General features: G+C 53.1%; 23 protein-coding genes and 2 pseudogenes. 14 read left to right on the top strand and 11 right to left on the bottom strand.

What is annotated here, in order from left to right; translation table 11 throughout:
- Positions 1–103 precede the first annotated feature (103 nt).
- The 5 genes and pseudogenes from U8T64_RS06695 (at position 104) to U8T64_RS06710 (ending at position 4530) form a co-directional block, all read left to right on the top strand.
- Positions 104–1039 (top strand): hypothetical protein, encoded by a 936-nt coding sequence (locus tag U8T64_RS06695; protein ID WP_322182201.1) that lies wholly within the window; start codon positions 104–106, stop codon positions 1037–1039.
- 144 nt (positions 1040–1183) lie between these two features.
- The gene (gap, locus tag U8T64_RS06700; RefSeq protein ID WP_322182203.1) at positions 1184–2218 is read left to right on the top strand and encodes a type I glyceraldehyde-3-phosphate dehydrogenase; all 1035 of its coding nucleotides are present in this window, start codon (positions 1184–1186) and stop codon (positions 2216–2218) included.
- 248 nt (positions 2219–2466) lie between these two features.
- Positions 2467–2532: pseudogene (locus U8T64_RS13895) on the top strand (zinc-ribbon domain-containing protein); the annotation flags it as partial.
- 79 nt (positions 2533–2611) lie between these two features.
- Positions 2612–3412 carry a hypothetical protein gene (locus tag U8T64_RS06705; protein WP_322182204.1) on the top strand — a complete coding sequence of 267 codons (801 nt, stop codon included), beginning with the start codon at positions 2612–2614 and terminating at the stop codon, positions 3410–3412.
- Between the two features lie 20 nt (positions 3413–3432).
- Positions 3433–4530: a metallophosphoesterase gene (locus tag U8T64_RS06710; RefSeq protein ID WP_322182206.1), complete on the top strand. Its 1098-nt coding sequence runs from the start codon at positions 3433–3435 to the stop codon at positions 4528–4530.
- Positions 4531–6079: 1549 nt separating this feature from the next.
- On the opposite strand, the gene U8T64_RS06715 is transcribed toward U8T64_RS06710, so the two are convergent.
- The 8 genes and pseudogenes from U8T64_RS06715 to U8T64_RS06750 all read right to left on the bottom strand — a co-directional run bounded on the left by U8T64_RS06715 (position 6080) and on the right by U8T64_RS06750 (position 15436).
- Positions 6080–6856: an HAD-IIB family hydrolase gene (locus U8T64_RS06715; protein WP_322182208.1), complete on the bottom strand. Its 777-nt coding sequence runs from the start codon at positions 6854–6856 to the stop codon at positions 6080–6082.
- A gap of 140 nt (positions 6857–6996) precedes the next feature.
- The gene (locus tag U8T64_RS06720) at positions 6997–7233 is read right to left on the bottom strand and encodes a DUF3781 domain-containing protein (RefSeq protein WP_437125997.1); all 237 of its coding nucleotides are present in this window, start codon (positions 7231–7233) and stop codon (positions 6997–6999) included.
- Positions 7234–7290: 57 nt separating this feature from the next.
- Complete coding sequence (locus U8T64_RS06725; RefSeq protein ID WP_322182212.1) at positions 7291–7887, bottom strand: GNAT family N-acetyltransferase; 597 nt, start codon at positions 7885–7887, stop codon at positions 7291–7293.
- Between the two features lie 65 nt (positions 7888–7952).
- Positions 7953–9212, bottom strand: a complete 1260-nt coding sequence (locus U8T64_RS06730; RefSeq protein WP_322182214.1) for an ABC transporter permease — start codon at positions 9210–9212, stop codon at positions 7953–7955.
- Positions 9209–11158: a biotin/lipoyl-binding protein gene (locus U8T64_RS06735; RefSeq protein ID WP_322182216.1), complete on the bottom strand. Its 1950-nt coding sequence runs from the start codon at positions 11156–11158 to the stop codon at positions 9209–9211. Before U8T64_RS06735 ends, U8T64_RS06730 begins: the two co-directional genes overlap by 4 nt.
- 1095 nt (positions 11159–12253) lie before the next feature.
- Positions 12254–12916: pseudogene (locus tag U8T64_RS13945) on the bottom strand (ABC transporter ATP-binding protein); the annotation flags it as partial.
- Positions 12913–14307, bottom strand: a complete 1395-nt coding sequence (locus tag U8T64_RS06745) for an efflux RND transporter periplasmic adaptor subunit (RefSeq protein WP_322182217.1) — start codon at positions 14305–14307, stop codon at positions 12913–12915. The pseudogene U8T64_RS13945 and the gene U8T64_RS06745, both read right to left, overlap by 4 nt.
- Before the next feature lie 241 nt (positions 14308–14548).
- Positions 14549–15436 (bottom strand): hypothetical protein, encoded by an 888-nt coding sequence (locus U8T64_RS06750; protein ID WP_322182219.1) that lies wholly within the window; start codon positions 15434–15436, stop codon positions 14549–14551.
- A gap of 292 nt (positions 15437–15728) precedes the next feature.
- Here U8T64_RS06750 and U8T64_RS06755 point away from each other — a divergent pair, with 292 nt between their 5' ends.
- On the top strand, positions 15729–16370 hold the full coding sequence (locus U8T64_RS06755; protein ID WP_322182221.1) for a ribonuclease H1 domain-containing protein: 642 nt from the start codon (positions 15729–15731) through the stop codon (positions 16368–16370).
- A 304-nt stretch (positions 16371–16674) separates the two neighbouring features.
- On the opposite strand, the gene U8T64_RS06760 is transcribed toward U8T64_RS06755, so the two are convergent.
- Entirely contained in the window at positions 16675–17844 is a 1170-nt protein-coding gene (locus U8T64_RS06760; RefSeq protein ID WP_322182223.1) for a MalY/PatB family protein, read from the bottom strand.
- 291 nt (positions 17845–18135) lie between these two features.
- Positions 18136–18801, bottom strand: coding sequence for an endonuclease III (gene nth, locus U8T64_RS06765; RefSeq protein WP_322182225.1), 666 nt, complete (start codon positions 18799–18801; stop codon positions 18136–18138).
- Between the two features lie 201 nt (positions 18802–19002).
- On the opposite strand from nth, the gene glyA reads away from it, so the two are divergent.
- From glyA to U8T64_RS06785, 4 genes are all read left to right on the top strand, one after another.
- Positions 19003–20259, top strand: a complete 1257-nt coding sequence (gene glyA, locus U8T64_RS06770) for a serine hydroxymethyltransferase (protein WP_322182227.1) — start codon at positions 19003–19005, stop codon at positions 20257–20259.
- An 11-nt stretch (positions 20260–20270) separates the two neighbouring features.
- Positions 20271–20480, top strand: coding sequence for a hypothetical protein (locus U8T64_RS06775; RefSeq protein WP_322182229.1), 210 nt, complete (start codon positions 20271–20273; stop codon positions 20478–20480).
- A gap of 43 nt (positions 20481–20523) precedes the next feature.
- The gene (locus U8T64_RS06780; RefSeq protein ID WP_322182231.1) at positions 20524–21789 is read left to right on the top strand and encodes a replication-associated recombination protein A; all 1266 of its coding nucleotides are present in this window, start codon (positions 20524–20526) and stop codon (positions 21787–21789) included.
- A gap of 165 nt (positions 21790–21954) precedes the next feature.
- On the top strand, positions 21955–22626 hold the full coding sequence (locus U8T64_RS06785; protein ID WP_322182233.1) for a flavin reductase: 672 nt from the start codon (positions 21955–21957) through the stop codon (positions 22624–22626).
- Between the two features lie 76 nt (positions 22627–22702).
- On the opposite strand, the gene U8T64_RS06790 is transcribed toward U8T64_RS06785, so the two are convergent.
- Entirely contained in the window at positions 22703–23017 is a 315-nt protein-coding gene (locus tag U8T64_RS06790) for a DUF3892 domain-containing protein (RefSeq protein WP_322182235.1), read from the bottom strand.
- Positions 23018–23259: 242 nt separating this feature from the next.
- On the opposite strand from U8T64_RS06790, the gene U8T64_RS06795 reads away from it, so the two are divergent.
- The 4 genes from U8T64_RS06795 to U8T64_RS06810 all read left to right on the top strand — a co-directional run bounded on the left by U8T64_RS06795 (position 23260) and on the right by U8T64_RS06810 (position 26817).
- Entirely contained in the window at positions 23260–24105 is an 846-nt protein-coding gene (locus U8T64_RS06795) for a transketolase (protein WP_322182237.1), read from the top strand.
- Entirely contained in the window at positions 24098–25042 is a 945-nt protein-coding gene (locus U8T64_RS06800) for a transketolase family protein (protein ID WP_322182239.1), read from the top strand. Before U8T64_RS06795 ends, U8T64_RS06800 begins: the two co-directional genes overlap by 8 nt.
- Positions 25043–25078: 36 nt before the next feature.
- The gene (locus U8T64_RS06805; protein ID WP_322182241.1) at positions 25079–25528 is read left to right on the top strand and encodes a GNAT family N-acetyltransferase; all 450 of its coding nucleotides are present in this window, start codon (positions 25079–25081) and stop codon (positions 25526–25528) included.
- Between the two features lie 62 nt (positions 25529–25590).
- Positions 25591–26817, top strand: coding sequence for an S-layer homology domain-containing protein (locus U8T64_RS06810; protein WP_322182243.1), 1227 nt, complete (start codon positions 25591–25593; stop codon positions 26815–26817).
- Positions 26818–26833: the final 16 nt, after the last annotated feature.

The raw sequence follows: 26833 nt of genomic DNA on the forward strand, positions 1-26833 counted from the left end.
CAAAGGGAAGGGAAATTTTTTGTTTTTTCTTGGAAATCCCTTGTAACTGTGCTATACTGAATGCTGGATCTCAAATGTTGGAAACTCAGAGAAAGGCAAGATCATGGAAAAGAACCGGAAAGAACTGTCTTTTATGAATGTGGGCAACGCGCTGAAGGTGACCTGTGTGGGCTTTGGCGGCGGTGTGCTCCTGCGCGTGATTCAAATGCTCTACTATTTCGATTATGAAACGGGCTTTTATACCGATGGCGGGGTCATGGCTTGGTGCAGCTTGATCTTTGTACTGTTCACCTCTCTGCTGGCGGCGGCCATGTGCTTTCAGTCCCGGCGGTATTTCGGGCCTTACGTGCCCCGGAAAAATAATATGCTGGGGATCACGGCTGTGCTTTCCGGCGCGGCGCTCATTGTTTCCGCACTGCTGCAAACAGTGGATTATATCGGATATCTGCAAACCGGCGCTTCCGCTTACGATTCCGCCGAGCGTGGCGTGATCCATGTGGCCTTTTTGGTAACCTGCTTCCTGTTTGGCATAGTGCAGCTTTTTGTTTCGGTAGGCTTCTTTCAGGGAAAAAATGCTTTGGAAAAAGCTCCTTTGCTCTATTTGGTAGCGGTGCTTTGGGGCATTGCCTATCTGATTTTGGTATACATGTTCTATGCGAAGTCCTCTTCCTTTGTGGAGAATTTCTTCGCTGTGGCAGGCGGCGCCAGCGTGCTGCTTTCACTTTTCTACCTGTGTAAGCTTTTTGCCGGGGTGGAAGAGGAATCTGCCGCGAAGCGGGTATTTGTAGCCGGCATCTTCGCGGTAGTGCTTACCGTGACCTATGCTTTTTCAAACTTGGCTTTGCTGCTGCTGGGCAAAAGCTATTCCGGGGAGATCCCTGCGATGATCCAGCTTTCCAGCCTGGGTGTTTCCCTGTTTTTGCTGGTGTTCCTAATGACATTTCGAAAATACAGTATTCGCAAAACCACCGCGCCCAAGGAGGGGGGAGAAGAGCCCCCTGCCCGCCGTTCGGCCTCCCGGCGCTTCCGGCCGAACTGATAAAAAATCTCAATTAAGCAGTGCTGTGAAAGGCCCCGGCAGAAAAAAGTGATATTTTTCTGTCAGGGCCTTGTAAATTCCAGAAAAATACAGTAAAATAAGAATATCAAAATGCTCTTATCACATTTTTAGGAGGTTTTCCCAATGTCCGTAAAAGTTGCAATCAATGGTTTTGGCCGTATCGGCCGCCTGGCCTTCCGTCAGATGTTCGGTGCAGAGGGCTATGAGATCGTGGCTATCAACGATCTGACCAAGCCCTCCATGCTTGCTCATCTGCTGAAGTATGATACCGCCCAGGGCGGTTACTGCGGCAGGATCGGCGAGGGGCTTCATTCCGTTTCCGCCGACGACGAGGCCGGCACCATTACCGTGGACGGCAAAACCCTCAAGATCTATGCGGAAAAGGACGCAAAGGATCTGCCCTGGGGCCAGATCGGCGTAGACGTTGTGCTGGAGTGCACGGGCTTCTACTGTTCCAAGGAAAAGAGCCAGGCTCATATCGACGCCGGCGCGAAGAAGGTCGTCATTTCCGCTCCCGCGGGCAACGATCTTCCCACCATCGTGTTCAGTGTAAATGAAAACACCCTGACGAAGGATGACACCATCATTTCCGCCGCTTCCTGCACCACCAACTGCCTGGCTCCCATGGCCAAGGCCCTGAACGACTATGCCCCCATTCAGAGCGGCATCATGAGCACCATTCACGCCTACACCGGCGACCAGATGATCCTGGACGGCCCCCATCGCAAGGGTGATCTCCGTCGTGCCCGCGCCGGCGCCGCCAACATCGTTCCCAACTCCACCGGCGCCGCCAAGGCCATCGGTCTGGTGATCCCCGAGCTGAACGGCAAGCTGATCGGCTCCGCCCAGCGTGTACCGGTACCCACCGGCTCCACCACCATTCTGACCGCTGTGGTCAAGGGCAGCAACGTTACCAAGGAAGGCATCAACGCCGCCATGAAGGCTGCTTCCTCCGCTTCCTATGGCTACAACGAGGATCCCATTGTTTCCTCCGACGTTATCGGCATGACCTATGGCTCTCTGTTTGACGCAACCCAGACCATGGTCGCCAAGATCGCCGACGACCTGTATGAGGTTCAGGTGGTTTCCTGGTACGACAACGAGAACAGCTACACCAGCCAGATGGTCCGCACCATCAAGTACTTCGCTGAGATCTAAGCTGTTTTTCACAAAAAGGTATACCGAAGGGCCCCGCAGAAATCTGCGGGGCCTTTTCTGCGCGTCACCTTACAGCATGGCTGTCCGGAACACAGAATTGTGCGGGATTTGCCTTACCTTTACCGAGGCAAGGCGGTAAAGCAGAAAGTAGACTTTTGTTGCTCTTGTTTTCGTTTTGTGGTAAAATAACAATAGTTATGCTACGGAAAATGCGGCTTGGGGAAATTGTATGGGAAAGATGAGGGCTTATGTACTGCAAATTTTGTGGGAAACAGATCGATGACAATGCGCAGTTCTGCCAACATTGCGGGAAGAAATTGAAGCAAAGCGGCTCCTCCAAGCCGTTGAGGCGGCTGCCTGGCTCAAAGAAAAAGCTTCTTCTGCTTTGCTGCTGTGTGGCCGCGGTCCTTCTGGTGGTGGCGGTCATCGCCACCGGAGGAGGCAATAGGGAAGAGACTGTTTCCCAGGCCCGACAGCTATCAGGCTTCCTCCGATCGGGAAGGGAAACCGGAAAGCTCTGAGCCGCCCCTTGCTTCGGAGCTGGCTCTGCCGGATCCCGAAGCCTATAGCGGCGGCGCGACACGGTATTTGAAGGGCCACGATTACAATGGGTATTCGCTAAACAGCTATTCCCTTTCCGCCTCTGACTTTGAACTGCTTTCTGAGTATGTGCAGCTTTTGGTGTTGCGCGGCTTCTCTCTGCGGGACTCTGAGCAGGGAGAGTCCGAAATGAAGGCTTGCTGGGTATTCGATTTCACCGGCACAGGCAGTGTCAGCTCGTTTGACGTGCGAAAGCAGAAAGCGGTTTCCGTCTACCTGTGGGCCTATTATACGCCGGACACGGAATTTCATGTCACTTACGGCGAAGGCCTGGAATACGTGGATAACGGCGACCGTACAACGCAAACCATACAGCGGCGGAGTGAAGACGAGAACGGTTCAGGCGGCGGAAGCGGAAATGACGATGATGATTCTGCCTGGAAGGGAAATAAAACTGAGATCAAGTGCACGAAATGTCACGGAGAAAAAACTGTTTCCTGCGGAAATTGCGATGGAAAGGGCTACAAGGAAAAGGTTGTGGAATCTCCCAATTTCGGCGGAGGCGTCAAGCGGGAAACCGTAAAGGAAAAATGCTACAAGTGCAGCAACGGCCAAATCAAATGTCCCCGCTGCCACGGAACCGGAAAACAGTGAGCTTGAAAAGAGGCGGTAAAATGAAATTTGAACACCCTGTCCGCGTGGTGCGGGCTTCCATTCCTACAAAAAGAATTTTGGTGGTCAGCGATATTCACGGCGGATTGAAGCTTTTTCAGGAGCTGCTGGAAAAACTCCAGTACCAGCCTGGTGAGGATTCGCTTGTGCTCCTGGGTGATCTTGTGCAAAAGGGCACCCAGAATCTTGATACCGTCCGTTTTGCCATGGAGCTTTCCAGGGAGAAAAACGTGTTTATCCTCATGGGGAATAACGAGCTTTTTACCCTGGAGGGCTACGATGAGGAGCTTTTGCAGCACGCTTCTCATTTCCGGGAACGCACTGTGCTGGGAGAAATGGCGATGGAGCTGGGGCTGCCTTTTCCGAAAACCGCAGCGGAAACTCACGCGCTTCGAGAGCGGGCGGAGCAGGCCTTTTTCCGGGAACTGAATTTTCTGCGAGGCCTGCCCCATGTTTTGGAAACGGATAAATTCCTTTTTGCCCATGCCGGGCTTTCTGACGAAGAGCTGGAAAGCCAGGAGCTGGAATACGTGCTGGCAGTGCCCCGCTTCTATGAGGTCGTAACCCATTCCTTCCAAAAGCTGCTGCTGGTAGGGCACTGGCCCGTGGCCAATTTCCGAACAGACTGCCTGAGCAACGAGCCCCTTTATCAGGAAGCCTGCAACGTTCTTTCCATAGACGGCGGAAACACGCTGAAGAGCTTCGGTCAGCTGAACGGCGTGATTCTGGATAACGAAACGGGGAAGTGGCAAAGCCTCAGCGCTGATCCCTATCCCCCAATACCGGCCCCCTGCTCCCAGAAGGCAAAGCCGGGCGTAGCGGTCACCTGGCCGGAAAATTTTGTGGAGCTTCTGAAGCGGGGAGAGTCTGTTTCCCGCTGTCGCGCCAAAAAGAACGGCGCAATTCTGGACGTTCCCAACGAGTTTTTCTATGAAGATGAAAAGGGTCTGCGCGTCAGCGACGCCACAAACGTACAACTGGAGCTCACAAAGGGCGAGCCCGTCAGCCTGATCTCAGAAGGCAAAGGCTGGCAGCTGATCATGAAAAACGGAAAAGCAGGCCTGCTGTTTCCGGAGAATGGCAAAGCGCAAGACAATTAGAAATTGGCAATGAGGAATGAGCAATTTAAGGGCGCGGCGAGCCGCCGCAGGCACTCGTGAAACTGCTAAGTGCGAAAGAACAGTTTCTGACCCGACCATAAGTAAGCTGATAAATTGGAATTTGGCGGTTATTCTCCTGTTTCCCTTCTGTCATTCTGAACGAAGTGAAGAATCTCGTCCTTTGCCCTTTTCCCGGAATAAAGGTCGAGATTCTTCGTCACTATGTTCCTCAGAATGACAGTGGGGAACTGTTCGGTAAATTGGAATTTGGCGTGTTAGTCGTTAGTTACTAGAAAGGGAAAAGGCTTCCCCTTGTCATTCTGAACGAAGTGAAGAATCTCGTCCTTTGTCCTTTTGCTCTGGAATTAAGGTCGAGATTCTTCGTCAAGAAAGCTATAGTTTTCTGTGTTCCTCAGAATGACAGTGGGGAACTGTTCGGTAAATTGTAATTTGGCGTGTTAGTCGTTAGTTACTAGAAAGGGAAAAGGCTTCCCACCTGTCATTCTGAACGAAGTGAAGAATCTCGTCCTTTGTCCTTTTGCTCTGGAATTAAGGTCGAGATTCTTCGTCAAGAAAGCTATAGTTTTCTGTGTTCCTCAGAATGACAGAGAAGGGGACTGTTCGGTAAATTGGAATTTGTAGGGCTAACGAATAGCAAAACCCTTGCCTTTCTCGCCTATCGGCTCGGTTGCTGTGCCCCGGTGGGGCACGCCCAGCAACGACCGAAGCGACAGCTGAGAACGGTTCGCACCAGCGTCCCACCGGGACGCGCTCACCCCTGAAAGGGGAGGTGGCGGCCGTAAGGCCGTCGGAGGGGGGGAGCTCAGTGAAAATTCGCATGAATCCTGTGTTTTACCAGCTACCCGGGCAGAACCCCTCAGTCACCGCTTTGCCGTGACAGCTTTCTCCGCTTCGCTCCGGTCGGTGCTGAACGGTCTCCACCGGAGACCAGCACCCCTTTTAGGGGAGCCAAGAGTATGTGCTAAACTATAATTTAGCAGCCCTTTGCCTCTCCTTATTTATAGAGGGGAAACAGACTGCTTCGCAGTCTGCGGGGACCGCCGAACGGTGAGCGCGTCCCGGTGGGGGGAAGGTCTCCAGTGGAGAACTCAGCTGTCGCTTCAGACATTGCTGAACGTGCCCCACTGGGGCACAGCAACCGCTCTGACCCATTCTCGTTTGTCAACTCGGTCGTTGCTGGACGTGCCCCACCGGGGCACAGCAACCGAGCCGACAGGCGAGAACGGTGGAAGGGATAGTCACACGCAGAAGGTGGGATAAAACCGCCAGTTTTAATCCCCTCAGCCAGCCTTCGGCTGACAGCTTTCTCCGCTTCGCTCCGGCCAGTGCTGAACGGTCTCCACCGGAGACCAGCACCCCTTACTCGCGCAAGGGGAGCCTAAGGGTGATAAACTATAATTTGTCGATTTACTTTCGGTCGGGTCGGAAACCAAACTCCCGCACCAAGTAGGGACACGAGCGGCCGCGGTGCCTCGCCGCTAAACTATAATTTTAGAAGTAAAAAGCCATGCACTTTCCAAAAGATTTTTCACTCACCGGGAAAAAGCCGCTCCTCCAGCCAATGGGCGGGGCCGTCTGCTTCATTGCTTGCGCAGACCTCATTTGCAATGGCCTTCACCTCCGGCAGGGCGTTTTCCACCGCAACGCCGGTGCCGCTTGTCTGAAGCAGGGGGATATCGTTCCAATCGTCTCCAAAGCTGACGGTTTCCTCCGGGGAAATGGAAAGCTTTTCACAGAGGGCAAAAAGACCCGCGCCCTTATTCACTCCCCTCGGCTGGATGGTGAGGATCGTGTTTTCCGCCACTTGAGCATATAATTCCGGAGGTAAAAGTGCTTCCACCCGCTGAACCTGTTCCGGAGCAGTCAGTCCAAGGATCAGCTTTTCCGCAGGGCAGCCCGGCAAATTGGAAAAATCAGAGCGGTGGTAGGCAATGTCCTTCCAAATAGTTTCAGCGGGGAAATTCGCATACAGCTCGCCGCCCATTTCAGCGGAAATGGTGGTGCCCGGAAACTCTTCCTGAAATTGCAGGAGCAGCCTTGCGGCCAAATCCGACGCGATCCCCTGCTCCCACATGATTTTTCCTCCGAACAGCGCCACCCCGCCGTTGTGGCACAGCGCGCCGTCATAAGTAAGGCTCGGGATCAGACCCTCCAGCGTTCGGGGCGGCCTGGCTGTGGCGGGAACGAAAAGAATCCCCAAAGCCCGGCAGCGCTCTAAAACAGAGAGGGTATAGGGGGAAAGGGTTTTGTCCTCCCGCAGTAAGGTGCGGTCCAGGTCACAGGCAATGAGACGAAGCCTTTTCACTGATTCCGATCTCCTTTCTCTATCTGAAAACGGACTCTAAGAGCTTGTACCGGTGCCCGGCAAGGACAAAAGCACTGCCAGCGCACTCTTTATAGCCTTTGGGAGCGTGGTTATCCCTGTCAGGTGAGAAGCTGCAAGTTCTAAAGCTTATGGGCGGTAATGATCGTATAGCTGTGGGCGTTTACTGTGATCCTGCAACGCTCTACGGTAATATACCAGTTTTTTCCAATCCTTTCCAGCTTTGCGTCCTTTTGCAGGATCTGTTCGGCGCACCAGGAAACAATATCTTCTGTGGAAAGCTCCAGGTTTCGTCTGATACGTTCCGCGCCCAGCTCCGTTGTGTGAAGCAAGGCAATGTTTTGAAGCAGATCATTCATCACGCGCGCCTCCGGTTTCATAAAGGACCAAGCTGTTAAGATCTGTAAAAAGGCCTTTCATTCAGAAGCCTCCAAAAGCTCTTGAAAACGCTCCGGGGATAAAATCTCCTCCAGGGCGCCGACTGCTTCCCAGTACTGATTTTCATAGGCGGAAAAGGTATCTTCCTTTTGTAGCCGGAAGCCCAGGTGAAGATAAAGCATCAAGGCGCGATAGCTCCAGGGCTGAGTGTGGAGATAGACGGGGAATTCCCCTAGCTTCTCATAAAGCTCCAGCGTTTTTTGTACCAAAGCGCGCCCCAGCCCTTTTCCTTCCCAGGCGGGGGAGACCACCAGCCAGTGAAGGGAGGCAACGGGAACGCCCTGATGAAAATCCCGCCAGGCAATGCAGAAGCCCTTGGTTCCGGTATCGTTTGCCAGCACAACGGCCCTGCGGCGCAGCTCCTCGGGAGAAGCGCCGTAGGCTTTCTGAAAATACGCAAGCGCTTCCTCCGGGGAAGAAAAATCGCCGATCTCATGCTCCAGCGCAGCCCAGGCTATTTCATCACCCGGCTCAAAATGCTTGAAAAGGAAACCCTTTGGAAGAGTGATCGCAAAGGGTTTATACGCAGAGCATTTCAATATGATGTTGTAAAAGGGGATCGACCGATCCAGCATAGAGAACCAACCTTTCCCGCAGCACAGATACCAAGAATACGAAAGAATCGGAATAAAGAGCAAAATCATTCATGGCGCAGTGCGTCAATGGGGTTCAGGTTGGCCGCTTTAATGGAGGGCAGCAGGCCGAAGAGAATGCCGATCGCCATAGAGAAGAGCACCGCTAGGAAGATGAAGGGAATGCTGATGGCCACCGGGGTTTTGGTCAGGTTGGAGATCAGCTCCGCCAAGCCGATTCCAGCGCCCACGCCCAGAATTCCGCCCAGGCTTGTGAGAACGGCGGCCTCTGTCAAAAACTGCCACAGGATACGGCTCTTTTTCGCGCCGATGGCTTTCTTCAGGCCAATTTCTCTGGTGCGTTCCGTTACGGAAACCAGCATGATGTTCATCACGCCGATACCGCCTACCAGCAGAGAGATCATGGCGATCCAGATCAACTGCTGATTGGTGGCGTTGCTCAGATCTTGCAATTCCTTTGCCCGCTCCAATACGTCCTCAGCCTTGTAAACGATATTTTCATTGGTGCACTGAGTGTTCAGAAGCTCGGTCACGCTTTTTCCCACGGCAGACATGGCTTCCGTGTTGGAGGCCCGCACAGCTACCTCCTGGGGCTCGTCATAGGCAAACAGCGAAGGCCAGATGCTGTTGGGAATAAATACCTTCCCGGAAGAGGAATTCTGCATGTATGTATAATAATCTTCAATGGAATTGATCACGGGCTCAAAGGAAAGATCCGGCTCCACTACGCCTACGATCACCAAAGCGATGGAATTGTATTCAATGGCCTGGCCGATGGGCTCCTCTCCCTGAAACAGCGTTTTTGCCGTATTGCTGTCAATTACCGCCACAGCCCGGAAATCCCGAAAATCCCGGGGAACAAAGGATCTGCCGCGTTTTACGGTATAGCCGCAGGTGGGAAAATAAGAGGCATCGATCCCGTAGACCTCGCAGCCGGAAAGCTCGGTGCTGCCGAAATAAAAGGAATTGTTGTAGCTGGTGCGCCTGTTATAAGCAGCGGCGGCCTCTACGTTTGGAAGAGCTTCTATGGATTCCTGTACATCATCGGTGACCTGCGGGATCCCCTCCGGAATTCCTTCGTTTCCGATATCGTAGGCATAATCATAATCCTGCCGGTACAGCTGAATGCGCACCACATTATTTCCCGCGCCGATCAGGTTTTGCTTGATCTGCTCGTTGGTTCCCTTGATGGTGGAAATGATGGAGATAATGGAGGCGATGCCGATAATAATTCCCAGCATTGTAAGGAAAGACCTCATTTTGTGAGACCAGATCCCCTGAAAGGAAAGGCGGATATTTTCAATCATTCTACACCCTCCTCGCTTTCGGGAATAGGATACGCGTCGTCAACAGGAAACTCATCTGAGTCAGGCTCGTAGGAAGAGGCGTTGGAAACATCTTCGCCGTCCTCAGGAGATGGGGCAGAGGAAAGCTCCCCTCCCACAGGGATTGCCGTGTCGGGTGTATCGCCCATATCCAGTGAAGGGATCGAAGAGGCGCCGTCTGTGATCGGCCCGTCCTCAGAGCCCTGCAGCCGAACCTTAACGCCCTCTTCCACATCGGGCCCATAGGGGAACGCGATATAGTCGTCAATGGTCAAGCCGGATTTGATCTCCAAAGCATAGCCGTAAAGAGAGCGCCCTGTCTGCACATATTGCTTGAGCAAACGGTTGTCAATCCCGGCCTTCATCACGTAAGAGCCGGCGGCGTCCTCCCGGATATAAGCATTTTGAATATAGAGCGCGTCCGCGCTGCTTTCCTCCTGAATGTTCAAAGTGATATCCACATTTTGTCCGTTTATCAGCCCATCGCCCTGCTCCAGCACGGCGGTAAACTCATAGGTGGAGCTGTTGGGGTTGCCGGAACCGTAATAGTACAGGCCGGAATCTGCTTCCAGCGGATAATCCGCAATGCTGACGATCTCAGCGGCGTAGCTGTTCCCGGTCATATAATCCATTACAGTGACTTGGTCTCCCACCTGCACGATGCCCAGTACATTTTCCGAAAGCGCGCCGGAAACATAATACGTGCTGTCGCCGGAAACCACCAGAAAGGGCTTCCCCTCGGCAGTGGCGGTTTCCAGGTCAAGAAGAGAGCGAACAACACCGTCTACCGTGCTGAGAACGGTGGAATTTTTCAACTGAAGATTTGCCCGCTTCAGATCCAGCTGCGCCTGCTTTTTCACATGCTGCAGGTTTTGGATCTCCTGTTTCTTCTCGGTAATCAGCTGGCTCAGTTCAGCGGAGGTATAGCCCATATCGTTGTAGTTATCCGCATTGGGCTTAGGAGTAGCGCCGAATATGGTCCCGATAGAATCGATCGTGTTATAGCCGGGAATGGTGTTCGCAAGCTGGAAGTTTGCGGAAAGCTGTGTGCCGTCCAGCTTAAAGGCGGAAATCAACTGCCCGTAATTGGAATTCCCATCGCGCACCTCAAAAACAGCGGCAAAGGGAGAAACAAGCTGGCTGGAGGGTTTTTGCGTCGGGGCGGGAGTAGGTTCTTCTCCGTCCTCCGGAGGATCGGTTTCCCCGGTATCTCCGTCTCCGTCAAGATCCCCATCGGGAGTGGAGGAGGGTTCGGGCTGAATCCCCGGGTCTCCCAGCAGCCACCGTAAAAATTCGGGCGTCATCACACAATCCTTGGTACAGAGAAAGATATAAGGATCTTCCGAAGTGCCGCTGCCCTCATAGGGAACGGAATTCAGGTCAAGCTGGCTGTAAAGCGTTACGTCAGCCGGAGGTACCGGTGTGGGGGTAGGGGAGCTGGAGGGTTTGGCGGAAGGCCGTGTGGTCGGCCGGGAAGAAGGACGCGTAGTGGGGCGCGGTGTAGAAGAAGGCTTCGTGTTTTGCAGCTTCTTCAGCTGCTTTTGCGCGTTTGTCACGTTTAAATCAGCCTGCTTGACGGCGACCTCCTTCAGCTCCACGTCCAGCTCCAGTTGGGTCTTATCGTATTGCAGAAGCGGGTCTCCGATATGAACCTCCTGTCCCTCCTGTACAAAGATCTCGCTGATAATTTTATCGGAAGCGGGATACAGCTCCTGAATGTAATCACTAATGATCTGGCCGGAGGAAGAGCTTTGGTCCCCCCAATAGGAATCTGCTACCTGAGAAACGGGAATGACCTCTACGAATTTGCTGTCGTTTCGATATTGGAGGAACAGCCACAGCCCAATGATCAAAAGCGCGATGACCACGGTGGAAATGCTTACGGCAATCAGCCGCTTATCAACCTTTTTACGCTTTTTCGCAGCCATGATCCTCCTCCTTTCTGTCACGAAATAATGATGTTTTCTCTGTTTTTTACGATTCTTTCTTTATGATTCGTCGTCGCCAAAGTCCACACGGATATCTTCGATCTCGATGAGCTTGCGCGGAGCGGCTTCTTCCACAGGGTCAGGTTCTTTGGAAGCTGTGTTTTCCGTATCCGCGGTATTTGAGCTTTGCCGTCCCCAAAGATCGGATAGATCCACATCGGTTTTTAAGGGAACGCCAAACATGCCCTGAGAAACTTCCTGCTCCTGAGGGGAGTAAGAATCTACCGCGTCAAAAGCGGTATCAAAGGGAAGCTCCGATTCGGCTTCCGGCTCTTCGGGCGCTTCTGAAGAAAGGGCTTCTGCTGCTGTTTCCTCATTTGCGGAGGAAGCGGAAAGATCAGAAAATCCCAGCTGTTCTGTAGGCTCCGGCTCGGAGGGACTTTCCTCTTCTTCAGCGATTGCTTCCGGCTCGGCCCAGATATCAAAGGAGATCTGGTCGGGCGCGCCAGTCTTTGTGGAGCGAGCCACCAGGGCAGGACTTTCCGTTTCTGAGGGAGCCTCGAAAGCATCCGCCGCCTGAGAAGCCGGATCAGCTTCTTCCACAGCGGACGGGATCCCCGCTTTTTGCAGAAAATCATCACCTGTGGCGAAGGAAACCTCCGCGTCTAATAATGCGGCGATCTCGGTATCCAAAAAGGTATCGGCAGTGGGGTCATCGGGAACTGCGGCCTGATCGTCCTGCCGCAGTTCTTCCTGGGGCTCTGCCGCTCTTTCAGAAGAAACGGGCTCCTGCGGCTCAACCGGTACAGCAGGCTCCGCCGCTGTAAAAGTCTGCACCTCAGGCAAAATGACAGGAGCCTCCTCAGAAAGCGGGAAAGCCTCACTGCCGGTTTCCGGCAGCTCCGAAACAGCTTCCTCCTGGCAGGGTCTCGAAAGTTCCTCCATTGCCGGGCTGTTTTCTGATACAGCCACCTCCAAAGGAGCTTCTCTGGAAGAAAGCGGCAGGGAGATCTGCTCTCTGGCAGGGAGCTGCTCCCGGGGCTCGGCCTCTTCTACAGGCTCTGGCTCTGCGGGGGAGAGGAAATTTCCGGCGGCGTCCGTCAAGCGGCCGTCCCGAATATGCAGGGTGCGCTGAGCATGGGCGGCAATCTGCGGCTCGTGGGTGATCATCACAATGGTCACGCCCTCTTCATTGAGCCGCTGAAAGATCTCCATGATCTGTTCGCCAGCTTTGGTATCCAGCGCTCCGGTAGGTTCGTCCGCCAGCAGAATTTTCGGGTTGTTTACAATAGCTCTGGCAATAGCCACTCTTTGGCACTGGCCGCCGGAAAGCTGAGTGGGCTTAAATTCTGTACGGTCTCCCAAGCCCACCCGCTCCAGAGCCTTTCGGGCCAGCTCCAGGCGCTCCTTTCTCCGAACGCCGGCATAAAGAAGCGGCAGCGCCACATTTTCTACGGCGGACTGCCTGGAAAGCAGGTAGAAGCTTTGAAAAACAAAGCCGATACTGCGCAGACGTACCTGGGAAAGCTTCAAATCGGTCTCTCCGGACAGATCCTGTCCCTCCAGCAGGTATTCGCCGGAGGTGGGGGTGTCCAGACAGCCGATCAGATTCATTAAAGTGGTTTTTCCGGAACCGGAAGGTCCCATAATGGCAAGATATTCCCCTTCCTGAACGGAAAGGGAAACGTTTCTCAGCACAGGTACATCCAGCTTGCCCTGTACATAGGTTTTGCAGATGTTCCGCAGCTCCAAAATCATGCCACAATGCCCTCCTTGCCGGAGAAGCTTGCATCCTCACCAAAAGTATCGCCTTCCGGTTCAGGCGAAATATCGTCTTCAGGCATAGGCACAGCGCCCTCCATACCATCGGAGAAGCCGCCGTTTCCATCGATCACATTATTCAGACTGTTGTCTGTTCCGCCCTGCATCTCTCCTGTGGAACCCTCTTCACCGGTCATATAGGCGCCCTGCAGGGAAGCGTCCATGGTAGTAGGCATACCGGGCTTCAGATTTTCATTGGGATAGGCAATGGAATCCACCTTGGTAACGCCGCTTTTGATCTCATACAGATCGTTTCCGGAATCGTAATCTCCCAAAAGAACCACGCGCTTCTCCAGCTTGTCCTTGTCATTTTTGGCCCAGACAAAGCTGCCTTCATCATCGTGGGCGATATACATAGCAGGAAGCCACAGACCTTCCTTTTTCGTATCCTCTCCAAGATCCGGTTCTATGTATACGTGCTGGCCTAAGATCAGGCCGTCTAAATTTTCCAGCAGCACATAGAAATTGTATTTTGAGCTTTTTTCACCGCCGCCCATACCGTCGTAATAATAGCCAAAGGAATTATTTTGGTCGGAAGTTGCCTCCTGATCAATGGATTCCACCGTGCCCTTCCAGACCTGGTTGGGATCCAGCCGGCTGTGAACGGTAACGGCTTGTCCTTCAAAAATGGAAGCAAAGTTCAGTTCGGAAACTGTGCCCTTAATACGGTATTCCCCGGAGGAAAGGACGCTGATGAAGGCCGCAGCCTGCCCGGAAGGATCCGTGCGGGAACTGCTGTTGACCTCCTTGACAATGCCCTCCACCTCAGAGACCACATCGGCGTTATTCAGAGATTCCTGCAATTTATCGATCTCGCTTTTCTTTTTGGAGCTTTCGTATTCCTGTACCTTAATCTGCGCTTCTACAGACTGGATCTGAACAGTATAAGAGTATTGGTCATCCTTGCTGGCGTTTTTCTTTTCCTTGTTCAAGGTGGTAAGCTGGGTCTTGAGAGAACTGATCTGGTTGGCGATGCCCTCCTGGTCGAGCTTGGCCTGTTCCAGGGCAAACTGCATTTCCTCGGTATCGTAACGGAACAGCACATCTCCCGCGTGGACCTCATCGCCCACATTGACCACTACCTCCGCCACGGTTTTGCTTTCGTCCTTATTGATCTTATAAGTCTTTTGTGGCTCCACGATTCCGGAATATCTGGGGGTAGAGCCGGTATTCAAGCCGATAATGGAGGAAACGGGGTTCACATAAACAGGCGTAGCATTGGCGGCGCTCAGGTAATCCTTCAGCCAGAAAAACCAGATCCCGGCTGCGACCAGCGCTAAAGCTGCAATACAGATAAGGGTGACAAAAAGCGGCTTTTTATTTTTCATAGAAGGGGAAACCTCCAACAGAGATATCAATATACTGTACTATTATAGCGCATGCCGCACTATATATCAACAAAAATTTGAAAAATTTACATTTTCGGCGAAAAGAAGCTTTCTCTGAGAAAGAAAGCGTAAAAATTGGGAAATAAAGAAAAACCGCAGCCTGAAACTGGCTGCGGCAGAGTATTTTAGAAAAAAGGAAGTTCCTTGGAAATTCTGTACACGAATCTATTGGTACAAGATTTTATTCCTCCCAGGGAATAAAACCGCCCTCTCCGTCCGGGTAGAAAGGATACCGGGAGATATATTCGGAATCCCAGGCGAGCTCCTCCAGCTCGTAGTAAGAGATCTGGCGGGTCCAGGAGATCAGGCAGTCCTCGTAATTTTCATTGACCTCCGCAACGGTAACGCCGTCTTCCGATTTTTCCACCACAGTCATGGAATGCTCATACTCGTGAAGCCGGATATGGTCCCCGACCCGCAAAAGGTCGATATCGTAAAACACATGCAGAGAAGCGTCTCTTCCGAAAAGCTGGTCGCTGAGCAGGCTGGCAAAGCCCAGACACTGGCACAATGTGTTGTTGTAAAAAAGCTCTTCCGTTTTTCCATTGTAAAAATTGCAGTACAGCTCCCCGTAAACGCTGTGCTCGCAGGGGGTGTCGGAAATCAGGAAGGGCGTTTCCTCGCCGTAGGGAATATCCTGCCACATGTGATTCCAGTATTTCCCCTCCGGCAGCCGTTCCCGAAGCTCCGCAAGCTTTCGCTCCGAGGTTTCCTGAAACAGGTTTTTTGAGGAGGCGGTACCGTCTTCATGGATCCGGTACAGAGCTTCCGCATATAGATATCCGGTGCTGCCGTTTTCCAGTGTGCAAGAGCACCAGAGCGGATCCTTGGTTTCCGAAAAAGAGATCAGGATTCCGGGCTCTAAATAGGAAAAAGGCTCTTCCGGGGAAGGCTTGGCGTAAAAGGAAGCACCGTTTCTAAGGGAAGCCACGGGAAGAGACGGTGTGGCGGCGGACTCCGCCGCGCTTTCTTCCGTGGGAACAAGGCTCGGCGTGCTCTTTACGGCGGAGGAGGCAGCACTTTCGATATTGCTGGAAACCTGGCTTTCGGTGTTTCCTGAGGAGGACATTTTTGAGGCTTCTTCCGTGCCGCAGCCGGAAAGAGATAGAAGCAGGAAAGATAAAAGCAGGCACAGGGCCGGAAAAAGTAGGTTCAGTTTTTTGAATAGAGACAAGGCGATCTCTCCCTCTATGGACTGAGACTTGCAAAAATTGATAGTTACCTTACTATAACGCTTTGCCGGTGCCGATGTCAACCGATTTCAACAAATCAACGCCTTTTTTGCTTGATTTCCCACTGCAGGTACCTTATAATACGAAGCATATACCGAAAAGCTGAAAGCGGGGAATAGAGAAAACGGTATGGCAAAAAAATATTACGCGGTAAAAAACGGAAAAGACGGACTCAGTGGCGTGTACCTGACCTGGGAGGATTGCAAAGCGCAGGTAGTGGGTGTTTCCGGGGCGCGTTACAAGGGCTTTTCCACTTTGGAAGAAGCAGAGGCGTTTCTCAGGGAAGAGACTTCCTTGAAGCATAAGAAAAAACCGGCTGCTGAGAAGGAGGAGAATGCGCTGCCTCCTTACCGGGAAGGGGTGGCCACAGCCTATGTAGATGGCAGCTACTTGGCAGCCACAAAGGAATTTTCCTGCGGCGCCGTGCTTTTTTACGAACAACAGCGGGAAGATTTTTCCCGGAAATACAACAGGGCAGACCTGGCCGAAATGCACAATGTGGCAGGGGAGATCATGGGGGCCGTCACGGTGATCCGCCGCTGTTTGGAACTGGGGCTCCCGGCACTAGAGATCTTTCACGATTATGAAGGTGTGGCAAAATGGGCTACCGGAGAATGGAAGGCTAATAAGCCCGGTACCCAAGCCTATGCCGCCTTTTGCCAGAAAGCCCGGCAGCGGATCAGGCTCAGCTTTGTCAAGGTGAAGGGCCATTCCGGCGACCGCTGGAATGAGGAAGCGGATAAACTGGCAAAGGCGGCGCTGGGAATTTAGTAGTTAGTCGTTAGAAATTAGTTGTTAGAAAGTGCTTTTTGCTGTGTATAGAAAAAACCGCTTGGGCTGTTCCTGCCCAAGCGGTTTTCAGACTGTCGGTAAACCCTCCAGGTATAAGGAACGGAAGGGGGGAAGAGTGTGAGAGGGGACCATCAGGGTCCCTCTCTCGCGTTTCAATTAGAATCTATTTGGAAAAATCATGGATTTTTCCAAATAGATTTTGAGCGGGGCGAAAAGAATTTTAGACACGCGCAAAACCGCTTGGGCAGGAGCAACCCAGGCGGTTTTGCAGTATGTAGAAAAATCAGCCTTCCTTTATCGCTTTTTCCAGGCGCCCCAGGGCGGCCTTCAAGACCCACTGGGGACAGGCGATGTTGATGCGCTCGAAGCCCGCGCCTTCCTCGCCGAACATATAGCCCTCGTCCAGGAACAGCTCGGCCTTCTGTACCATCAAATTTTCCAGCTCTTCCTTTGTTTTGCCTAAAGCGGTGCAGTCCAGCCACATGAGGTAAGTGCCCTGTAAGTCGATGACCTTGATCTGCGGCAGGTGCTCTTCGAGAAAAGCTTTGGCAAACTGGTAATTGCTCCAGATGGTGGAAAGACATTCCGTCAGCCAGGGCCTGCACTGGGTATAGGCGATGCGGCAGGCCTCAAAGCCCAGCGCGCCGGGGCCGGAGTGCCCCTGGATCTCCTGGAATTTCTCCCGGTCCTCTTTTTTCGGAATGATAATATTTGAGGTCTGCATAGCGGCCAGGTTAAAGGTCTTGCTGGGAGCGGTGCAGACGATCACCTCATCGCCGAAATCCCCAGCCTGGGAAAATACGGTGTGAGTGTGGCCGGGCATGATCAGGTCGGAATGAATCTCATCACTGACGATCTTTATGCCGTACTTCAGGCAGATCTCACCTACCTGCTTCAATTCTTCCTTTGTCCACACGCGCCCAACTGGATTATGGGGGCTGCAGAAAATCAGCATTTTACTGTCCGGTTCCGCGGCAATTTTTTCCAGCAGCTCAAAATCGATGGTATAAGCATGATTTTCATAGCGTAAAGGGCAACGCTTGATCCGGCAGTTGTGGTTTTCCGCCGCCATGTAGAAGGGATAGTACACAGGGGGCATAACGATCACGCCGTCACCGGGTTCGCAAAAGGCTTTTACCAGCGTAAACAGGGCGGGAACCACACCCAGGGTACAAACGATGTGCTCCGGGTCGATCTTCCAGCCGTGCTCCTGCTTCATCCAAGCGCATACGGCGTCATAATACTTCCCGGTAGGCCCGGTATAGCCGAGAATATGGGTATCCATATACTCCTTCAGGCCTTCCTTGATCTCCGGTGCGTTCTTAAATTCCATATCCGCCACGGAAAAGGGAACGATCCCGGGAGAAAGATCAGGCTTTTTCTCCTTCATGCCATCCCATTTACCGGAGCCGGAATCTGTACGGTCAACAAGGGTTTCAAAATCATACTTCATGATCGGTGCCTCCTGAATATTAGATTCTGCGTTTGCTTTTTGCTTTTTCCAACAAAATAATAGATTCTTTTCCTGCTCCTGTCAACAGAAAAGCACAAATAGTTCGGCGCTGTTATGATACAGGCCTGCACATCAGGGTGGAAAGCCGCGCGCGGGTTTTTGTCACCGGCAGGCCGTCCACGCGCATTCCCTCTATCAAACGGCTTTCCGGCGTGGGAGATAGGGAAAATTCCGGCGAATCGCGAGCGCTTACGCTCCAGCCGCTATTCTTGGCATCTCCTTGTTAAAAAATTATTTCTTAGAAGAAGCCTTCTTTGTGCCGTCGGCATTGATCCCTGCCTTTTTGCAGAATTCCTTCATGCAGCAGTTCTCACACAGGGCCTTTCTGGCGGTGCAGACCGCCCGCCCGTGCAGCACCAGCCGGTGGCAGAAATCGTTGGATTCCTCCGGCGGCAGCACCGCCCTGAGATCGTCCTCCACCTTGACGGGAACGGTGTTTTTGGTCAGCCCCAGCCTGCCCGCGATGCGAATGCAGTGGGTGTCCGTGACCACGGCGGGCTTTCCGTAAATGTCGCCTACCACCAGGTTGGCGGTTTTCCTGCCCACGCCGGGAAGCCGGGTTAGCTCCTCAATGGTGTCCGGCACCTTCCCGTCAAACTCGTCCCGGATCATTTTGCAGGCGGCCAAAATATCTTTGGATTTGATTTTATAAAACCCGCAGGAACGAATGAGCTCACCGATCTCTTCCTCGGTTCCTTCGCAAAAAGCCTCCAGCGTGGGAAAACGTGCGAAAAGCGCGGGAGTCACCAGGTTTACTCTGGCGTCCGTGCATTGGGCGGAAAGCCGGGTAGAGATCAAAAGCTGCAAGGGATCCCGGTATTCCAGCGAGCATATGGCGTCGGGATATTCCCGTTTCAGCGCCTCTACCGCCAAAAGGGCCAGTTCTTTTTTTGTCATAGAATATCCTTCCTTTTTCCCTGTATTGACACTATTCTACACCCCGCCGGAAAAAAAGAAAAGAGTATTTTTTCCTTTTCTGTTGTCAGGGCGAGAATTTTCGGGTATAATAAATTTCTAGTTGTAGTAGGTGAAGAAGAAAAGGCATACAATATGTAAGATGCGGCGCGAAGCCGTGCCCGCAGGGAAAGGATGAGCGGTATGTTTCAGGATTTGATGGATTCCATCGGGTTTGTCACGGAAAAAGATCGGGCGGTGGGGGAAGCCATGGGCCAGGAGCTGGCCCGCCAGCGCAGAAATTTGGAGTTGATCGCCTCGGAGAATATCGTTTCTCCTGCGGTGATGGCCGCAATGGGCAGCGTGCTGACCAATAAATACGCCGAGGGCTATCCCGGAAAGCGGTATTACGGCGGCTGCCAGTGTGTGGATCTGGTAGAAGAGCTGGCCAGAGAACGCGCCTGCCGGCTGTTCGGCGCGGAGCATGCCAATGTACAACCTCATTCCGGGGCTCAGGCCAATCTGGCGGTCTATTTTGCGCTGCTGCAGCCCGGCGATACGGTGCTGGGTATGAATCTGGCGGAGGGGGGCCATCTGACTCACGGTTCTCCCGTCAATATGTCCGGGGCGCTCTATCGCTTTGTTCCCTATGGAGTGGACGCCGAAACCGGGCGGATCGACTATGAAAAGCTCATGGCCCAGGCTATGGCGGAAAAGCCGAAGCTGATCGTGGCAGGAGCCAGCGCTTACCCCAGGGCCATCGATTTTCAGAAGTTCCGTGAGATCTGCGATGCCTGCGGCGCGTATCTCATGGTGGATATGGCCCATATTGCCGGGCTGGTGGCGGCGGGCTGTCATCAGAATCCCGTGCCCTATGCCGATGTGGTGACCACCACCACTCACAAGACCCTCAGAGGCCCCCGGGGCGGCTTGATCCTTTGCCGGGGGCAGTACGCGAAGCAGATCGACAAGGCCATTTTCCCCGGCACCCAGGGCGGTCCTCTGATGCACGTGATCGCCGGAAAAGCCGTGTGCCTGGGCGAAGCGCTGCAGCCGGAATTCAAGGCCTATGGGCAGCAGGTGGTAAAGAACGCCGCCGCGCTGGCGGAGGGCCTGTTGAAGCGCGGCGTGCGCCTGGTTTCCGGCGGTACGGATAACCATCTGATGCTCATCGATCTTTCTGAGAGCGAGCTGACCGGCAAGGAGCTGGAGCGCCGGTTGGACGAGGTATATATCACCGCCAACAAGAATACGGTTCCCGGCGAGAAGCGCAGTCCCTTTACCACCAGCGGCGTTCGGCTGGGTACGCCCGCCGTTACCACCAGGGGCTTAAAGGAAGCGGATATGGACGAGATCGCCGCCTGCATCGCCCTTGCCATGGAAGAGAATTTTGAAGCCAATGTGCTGCAGCTGCGGGGCAGGGTAGAGGCCATCTGCGGCAAATACCCGCTGTATCAGTAAGCGGAAGATCAATGAACAGAGAAAAGGCCTTTGAGGAAATGCTTGCCTTTATCCTGAAAAGGCAGGCGGAAACGACCGGGCAAATGGAGCGCCTGAAGCGGGAGAATAAAACAAAATCAGCTACCTACCGGCAACTGATGGGAAATAAAATGCTGTATCAGGAAATGCTCTCGCTGTATGGGCTTTTCGGCCTGCTGGAGGAAGCTGAGTCGGAAGGCTGATGAGAACTCAAATGCTTTGACTATTTTGGAAGGGTGATTTTTCATGCCTGCGCCTCTTGCGGACAGGATCCGTCCGGCTTCTCTGGACGATGTGGTGGGTCAGAAGCACATACTCGGCCCTGGCAGAGCTTTGCGAAAGATCATCGAATCCGGTCAGGTCCCCAACATGGTGTTTTACGGCCCCTCCGGGGTGGGGAAAACCACGGTAGCTTCCATCATCGCCAAAAATACGGACATGCTTCTGGTAAAGCTCAACGGTACCACGGCCTCCACGGCGGATATCAAGGAAGCGGTTGCCCGAATCGGCACCTTTGAAAGCATGAATGGGATCCTGCTGTACCTTGACGAGATCCAATACTTCAATAAAAAGCAGCAGCAGACCCTACTGGAATTCATTGAAAACGGCAGTATCACTCTGATCGCCTCCACCACGGAAAACCCTTATTTTTACGTTTATAACGCCATTTTAAGCCGCTCTACCGTGTTTGAATTCAAGCCCGTGGAGCGGGAAGAGGTCGAAAAGGCTGTAGAGAGGGCGTTTTCGCTGATTTCCAAAGAGCAGGAGCGGGAGCTTTTGCTGGAAGACGGGGTGTGCAAGCATATTTCCTTTGCCTGCGGTGGCGATGTGCGCAAGGCCATGAACGCGGCGGAGCTTTGTACCCTTGCCTGCGATACGGGGGAAGCGGAAATTTCCGTTACTCTGGAAAGCGCCAGAGAGCTTACCCAGAAAAGCGCCCTTCGGTACGATAAGGGCGGGGACGAGCATTACGATATTTTATCGGCCTTTCAGAAATCCATGCGGGGCTCAGACCCGGACGCGGCCCTGCATTATCTCGCGAGGCTTCTGGAGGCCGGGGATCTGCCCTCTGCCTGCCGCCGCCTGATGGTTTGCGCCTGTGAGGACGTGGGCCTTGCCTGGCCGCAGATCATTCCCGTTGTAAAAGCCGCTGTGGACGCCGCCATGATGGTGGGGCTGCCGGAGGCCGGGATCCCGCTGGGAGACGCGGTGATCCTGGTAAGCACCGCACCGAAATCCAATTCCGGCGCGGAAGCCATTGGCAAGGCCATGGCCGATGTGCAGGCGGGCAAAATAGGCCCGATTCCCCGCACCCTGCAAAATAAGCACTACGACAGCGCCGAGGTGGAGCAGAAGGGGCAGTTTTACCAGTACCCCCATGTGTTTCCCAACCATTGGCTGCCACAGCAGTATTTGCCGGATATTTTGCTGGGTACTTCCTATTACAAGTACGGCAATAATAAGAATGAGCAGAGCTTTCAGACGTATTGGGAAAAAATAAAAAAGCCGTAAAAAAGAATAAACAGGGCAAAAAGCTTGTATGATAGTTAGAGCTCGTATTTGCGTTCCAAGAGTACCCAGGAGCGTTCCAAAGTAATGTGATATTGAAAAACACGGCAAAAGGGCAGCGCTTCCTTGGAAAAGCAGCTTTTTATCCCGGAAAGGAAAGTGGTCAAAATGAAATCCTCAGTTCTCAGAAATCTTCCGCACAGCCTGTGTGCTTTAGGCGTGAAGGACGGCAAAAGGCAAAACGCCTGTATCGTCAATTCCGTGATGCAGGTCTCCAAGGCCACCTCCTCCGTGGCGCCATTTGTGGCGGTCAGCCTGAATAAGGCAAACTACAGCGCCGAATGCATTGAGAAAAACGGCATCTTTACTATTTCTGTGCTTTCCGAGAATACGCCTGCCACGGTGATCGGGGCGCTGGGATATGTTTCGGGAAAGAAAGCGGATAAGCTGGAAAATATCCGGCACAAGGTACTGGCGGAGGGTGTGCCGGTCATCAAGGAAAATACCTGCTGCTGGTTTTTGTGCCAGGTAAAGGAAAAGCTGGAAATCGCCGAGCAAAGGCTTTACATCGCCGAAATTATCGCGGGAAGCGATGAGGCGGCGGGTACGCCGATGAGCTATGGGTACTATGTAGAGCAGCTGGGAGGGGCCGCCCCTCTGAGATCGCCTACATATCTGCCGCCGGAGAGCACCTTCGACAAAAGCAGCGGAGAAAGCTTTGTCTGCTCGGTGTGCGGATATGTGTACAGCGACCCTCATTACGGCTTTGAAGAATTGCCGGAAGACTGGGTATGCCCCATCTGTAAAATGCCGAAAAAGGCGTTTGTGAGAAAAAAATAAAAGAAAGAGCCGCGGCACTATCCGAAAATGGAAAGCTCCGCGGCTCTTTTGATCGTTTCCTGCTTATGAAAAATGGTTATCGCGTCACGTTCTCAGCGGAGGTGGAGGGGAGATCGCCTAAATTATTGCTCTCATCGCCGTCCGGCAGGGAGCGCAGGTATTCGCTGCCGTTCCGGCTGGCAATGGCCACCCCGCGGATCCCGCCCTGTTTTGCGAGAGACACGCCGTCCCGCTTGGAGAGCACGGTGCCGTCTGAAAGCTCATAACCGGAGATCTTTCCGTTTTTGCGCACCAGCCGGGCGATGCTTTTGGCGTCCTTGTTGGGAACGGGGTTCATAATGTTGATGTTTGCGGGTAAATTGCCGATCCTGCCGTTTGTTTCCTGGTTCATAGTGTTCCTTCCTTTCTGTTGCCATTCGTTTACGCATGGCGCGAAAATACAAAAATTACAATCCTATTTTTGTTCTTTTCCATCGCCATTATACGGCGGGGATAAGTGATTTTTCCTTTTCGATCGGCTGCGATTTTCAGCGCCGAAAACTGCAAAACTTGGGATTGCTTTCTTTCGGGAAATAGGCTATAATTTTTTTGTTTGACACATGAAAAACGGATTTGGAAAGGACTGGTGCGGAAGTGGAAGCACAGGAGCTGAAAGCGCTGCATATCACCGCGGCAAAGGTTCGTTTGGGAATTTTAGAGGGCGTGTACCACGCAAAGTCTGGACACCCTGGCGGCTCTCTTTCCTCAGCGGAGCTTTTTACGTATCTTTATTTCAAGGAAATGCGGATCGATCCTCAAACCCCGAAGGACGAAAACAGAGACAGATTTGTGCTTTCCAAGGGCCACTGTGCCCCCGGTCTGTACTCTGTGCTGGCCCAGCGGGGCTATTTTGCGGAAAGTGAGCTGCAAAAGCTGCGCCACATCGGGGCAATGCTTCAGGGCCACCCGGATATGAAGGGGACTCCCGGTGTGGATATGAGCTCCGGCAGTCTGGGCCAGGGCATTTCCTGTGCTGTGGGCATGGCCATGGCCGGAAAGCTGGATCAAAAGGATTACCGGGTCTACACACTGCTGGGAGACGGCGAAAGCGAAGAGGGCCAGGTATGGGAAGCGGCCATGTTTGCCGGCCACAAAAAGCTGGATAACCTGTGCGTTATTGTAGACTATAACGGTCTGCAGATCGACGGCCCCATCTCTCAGGTGGGTGGCCCCGAGCCTTTGGACGAGAAATTTAAGGCCTTCGGCTTTGAGGTCCTGAATATCGACGGCAACGATTTTCAGGAAATCGAAAAAGCCTTCTCCGCCGCGAAGGCCTGCAAGGGGAAGCCCTTTGCCATCATCGCGAAAACTGTAAAGGGAAAAGGCGTTTCCTTTATGGAAAATCAGTCGGGCTGGCATGGAAAAGCGCCCAACGCGGAAGAATATGAGACGGCCAAAAAGGAACTGGAAGCAAGTCTGGAGGTGCTGCAGCATGCGTGAGATCGTAAAAAAAGCAACGAGAGAAAGCTTTGGAGAAGCTGTAACCGCCTTGGCGGAAACCAACCCCGATATCGTGGTGCTGGACGCTGACCTGGCGGAGGCCACAAAAACCGGGATCTTCAAAAAAAAATATCCTGACCGGTTTATCGACTGCGGCATTGCCGAGTGCAACATGATCGGTATTGCCGCTGGGCTTGCCACCTGCGGGAAGATCCCCTTTGCGGCAAGCTTTGCCATGTTCTCCGCCGGGCGGGCCTTTGAGCAGGTGAGAAATTCTGTGGGCTATCCCCACCTGAATGTGAAGATCGTAGGCTCTCATGCCGGTATTTCGGTGGGAGAGGACGGCGCTACCCATCAATGCTGTGAAGATATTGCCCTGATGCGCTCGATCCCCGGTATGGTGGTGCTGAATCCCGCGGATCACTATGAAATGCAGGCTGCCGTAAAAGCGGCGGCAGAGCATATGGGCCCGGTCTATCTGCGGCTAGGGCGTTTGGCGGTGGAAAGCATCCACAATAACGAGGACTATCGGTTTGAGATCGGAAAGGGCATCACCCTGCGGGAGGGAACAGACCTTACCCTGGCCGCTACCGGCTTAATGGTAGGGGAGGCCCTGAAAGCTGCCGACAGTCTGAAATCCCAGGGGATCAGCGCTCGTGTGCTGGATATCCACACTATTAAGCCCCTGGATACAGAGCTGATCCTGAAAGCAGCCAAAGAAACCGGGCGGATCATCACCATAGAAGAGCACAGCGTGATCGGAGGCTTGGGAGAGGCAGTCTGCTCCTTCCTTTCCGAAGTTTGTCCCACGCCTGTTACAAAGATGGGTGTAAACGATGTGTTCGGTCATTCCGGCCCTGCGGTAGATCTGCTGAAGGAATTTGGTCTCAGCGCGGAGCACATAGAGGCGGTTGTGAAAAAAGCGCTGGGAAAATAGCGAGCTTTCTGAGCACCGCGAAAGGGAGATATTTTGATGGAGCTTATCATTCGCGATGCCGTTCCTGAGGACAGTAAAGCGCTGGCTGTCCTGAACCGGAAGGAAATGGGCTATGATTATCCGGAAAAGCAGCAGCGGGAAAAGCTGGAACGCCTTTTGGCAGACGGCAGAAATCGAATTCTGGTGGCCCAGCGCGGTGCGGAGGTGGTGGGCTATGTTCACCTCTGCGATTACGACGTGCTGTACGCACCCCACATGAAAAATATCATGGGGATCGCCGTCAGCTCCTCCTGCCGCCGTATGGGGATCGGAAAAGCGCTGCTGGAAGCGGCGGAAGTCTGGGCGAGGGAAACAGGGGCGGCGGGAATACGCCTTTCCTCCGGAGAAACTCGGAAGGGAGCTCATGCTTTTTATCGCTCTCTGATGTATGAGGGAGAAAAGATGCAGCTTAATTTGAAAAAGATGTTTCAGGAGTGGTCAAAATGAGGAAAAGGTTTGCTGTTTTTCTTTCTTTTCTGCTTTTGTTGTTCCCGCTAAAGGTACGGGCAGTGGAGAACTGTGAAAACATAGAAACAGCTTTTACCACAAAGGTGCCTTTTGCTACCGTGCAGGCCAGGTGCGCCGGTGGCACAAATTATTTAAGCAAATACGGGGTGACCAGGAAAAAGGTAGTGGCAGAGCTGACAGCTCATGAAAATGACAGCTATTATCTGGGAACTCCCTATGTGGGCGGAGATTGGCAGTCTCCCAGGGGAGATATTTCTTATAACGGTTCTTCCGGTATGAATTGTGCCGGTTTTCCCGGATATGTTCTGCGAAAGTGCGGGCTGAATACTTCCAAGGCTATGGAAGATATTCGCAAGGGAAGATATAATTCCTGGGGAAGTCCTAGAAAATATGCGCTGCTTTCTGCCGCAAGCAACTATATGTCCCTGATCGAAAATGGCGGCCTGGTGGCCTATGCCTATGAAAGCCGTGAAGCTCTTCTGGCAGGGGGCAGGTGCGAAAAGGGAGATCTTATTTTGCGTTTTTGGACAGATCGTTTTACCGATGGCGATCCTGATAATCACTTGATGATTTTCTGGGGCTCCAGACCCAATGAGAACAAGGTTTGGCATAGTGCTTCGGGAAGAAACCATATCGGCCCTATGGTACCGGGAGAGGGCGCGTCCTTTATTTTGATCAAGCTGGAATCTCCCGCAAAGAATGTGGCAGATTTCCGAGACGTATGGGATACGGACTGGTACGCCGAAGCAGTGCAGTACATGAAGGACACTGGTCTCATGAGCGGCGTGGAGGAAAAAGTGTTCGAGCCTCAGGGAATTACCACACGGGGCCAGTTTGTTGCTATCTTGTGGAGAATAGCCGGAAAGCCGGAGCCGCTTTCCCAGGAAATGGAGTTTTCCGATGTGCGGCCGGAGCAATACTATGCTAAAGCAATTTCCTGGGCGAGGGAAAAGGACATTGTGGCAGGTTACGCAGATGGCACCTTCCGCCCGGGGAAAAGGCTGTCCCGCCAGGATATGGCGGTGCTCCTCTATCACTATTGCGCCGCCATGGATCTGGATACCGACGCCTCCGCCGACCTTTCCCGCTACCGGGACGCCACTCAAATAGAGCCCTATGCCCGAATTGCCATGAAATGGGCCAACGCAGAGGGCCTCATCGAGGGAACCTCCGCCGCCATGCTTTCCCCTTCGGCCACCGCTCTTCGCTGCCAAACAGCGGCGATCCTGATGCGTTTTCAAAAAAGCCTGCCTCAGAAAATTGGCTGAAGCCAATTAGTTGTTA

Origin of the sequence: Neglectibacter caecimuris (genome assembly GCF_034335015.1) — a bacterium.
GTDB classification, from domain to species: Bacteria; Bacillota; Clostridia; order Oscillospirales; family Acutalibacteraceae; genus Acutalibacter; species Acutalibacter caecimuris_A.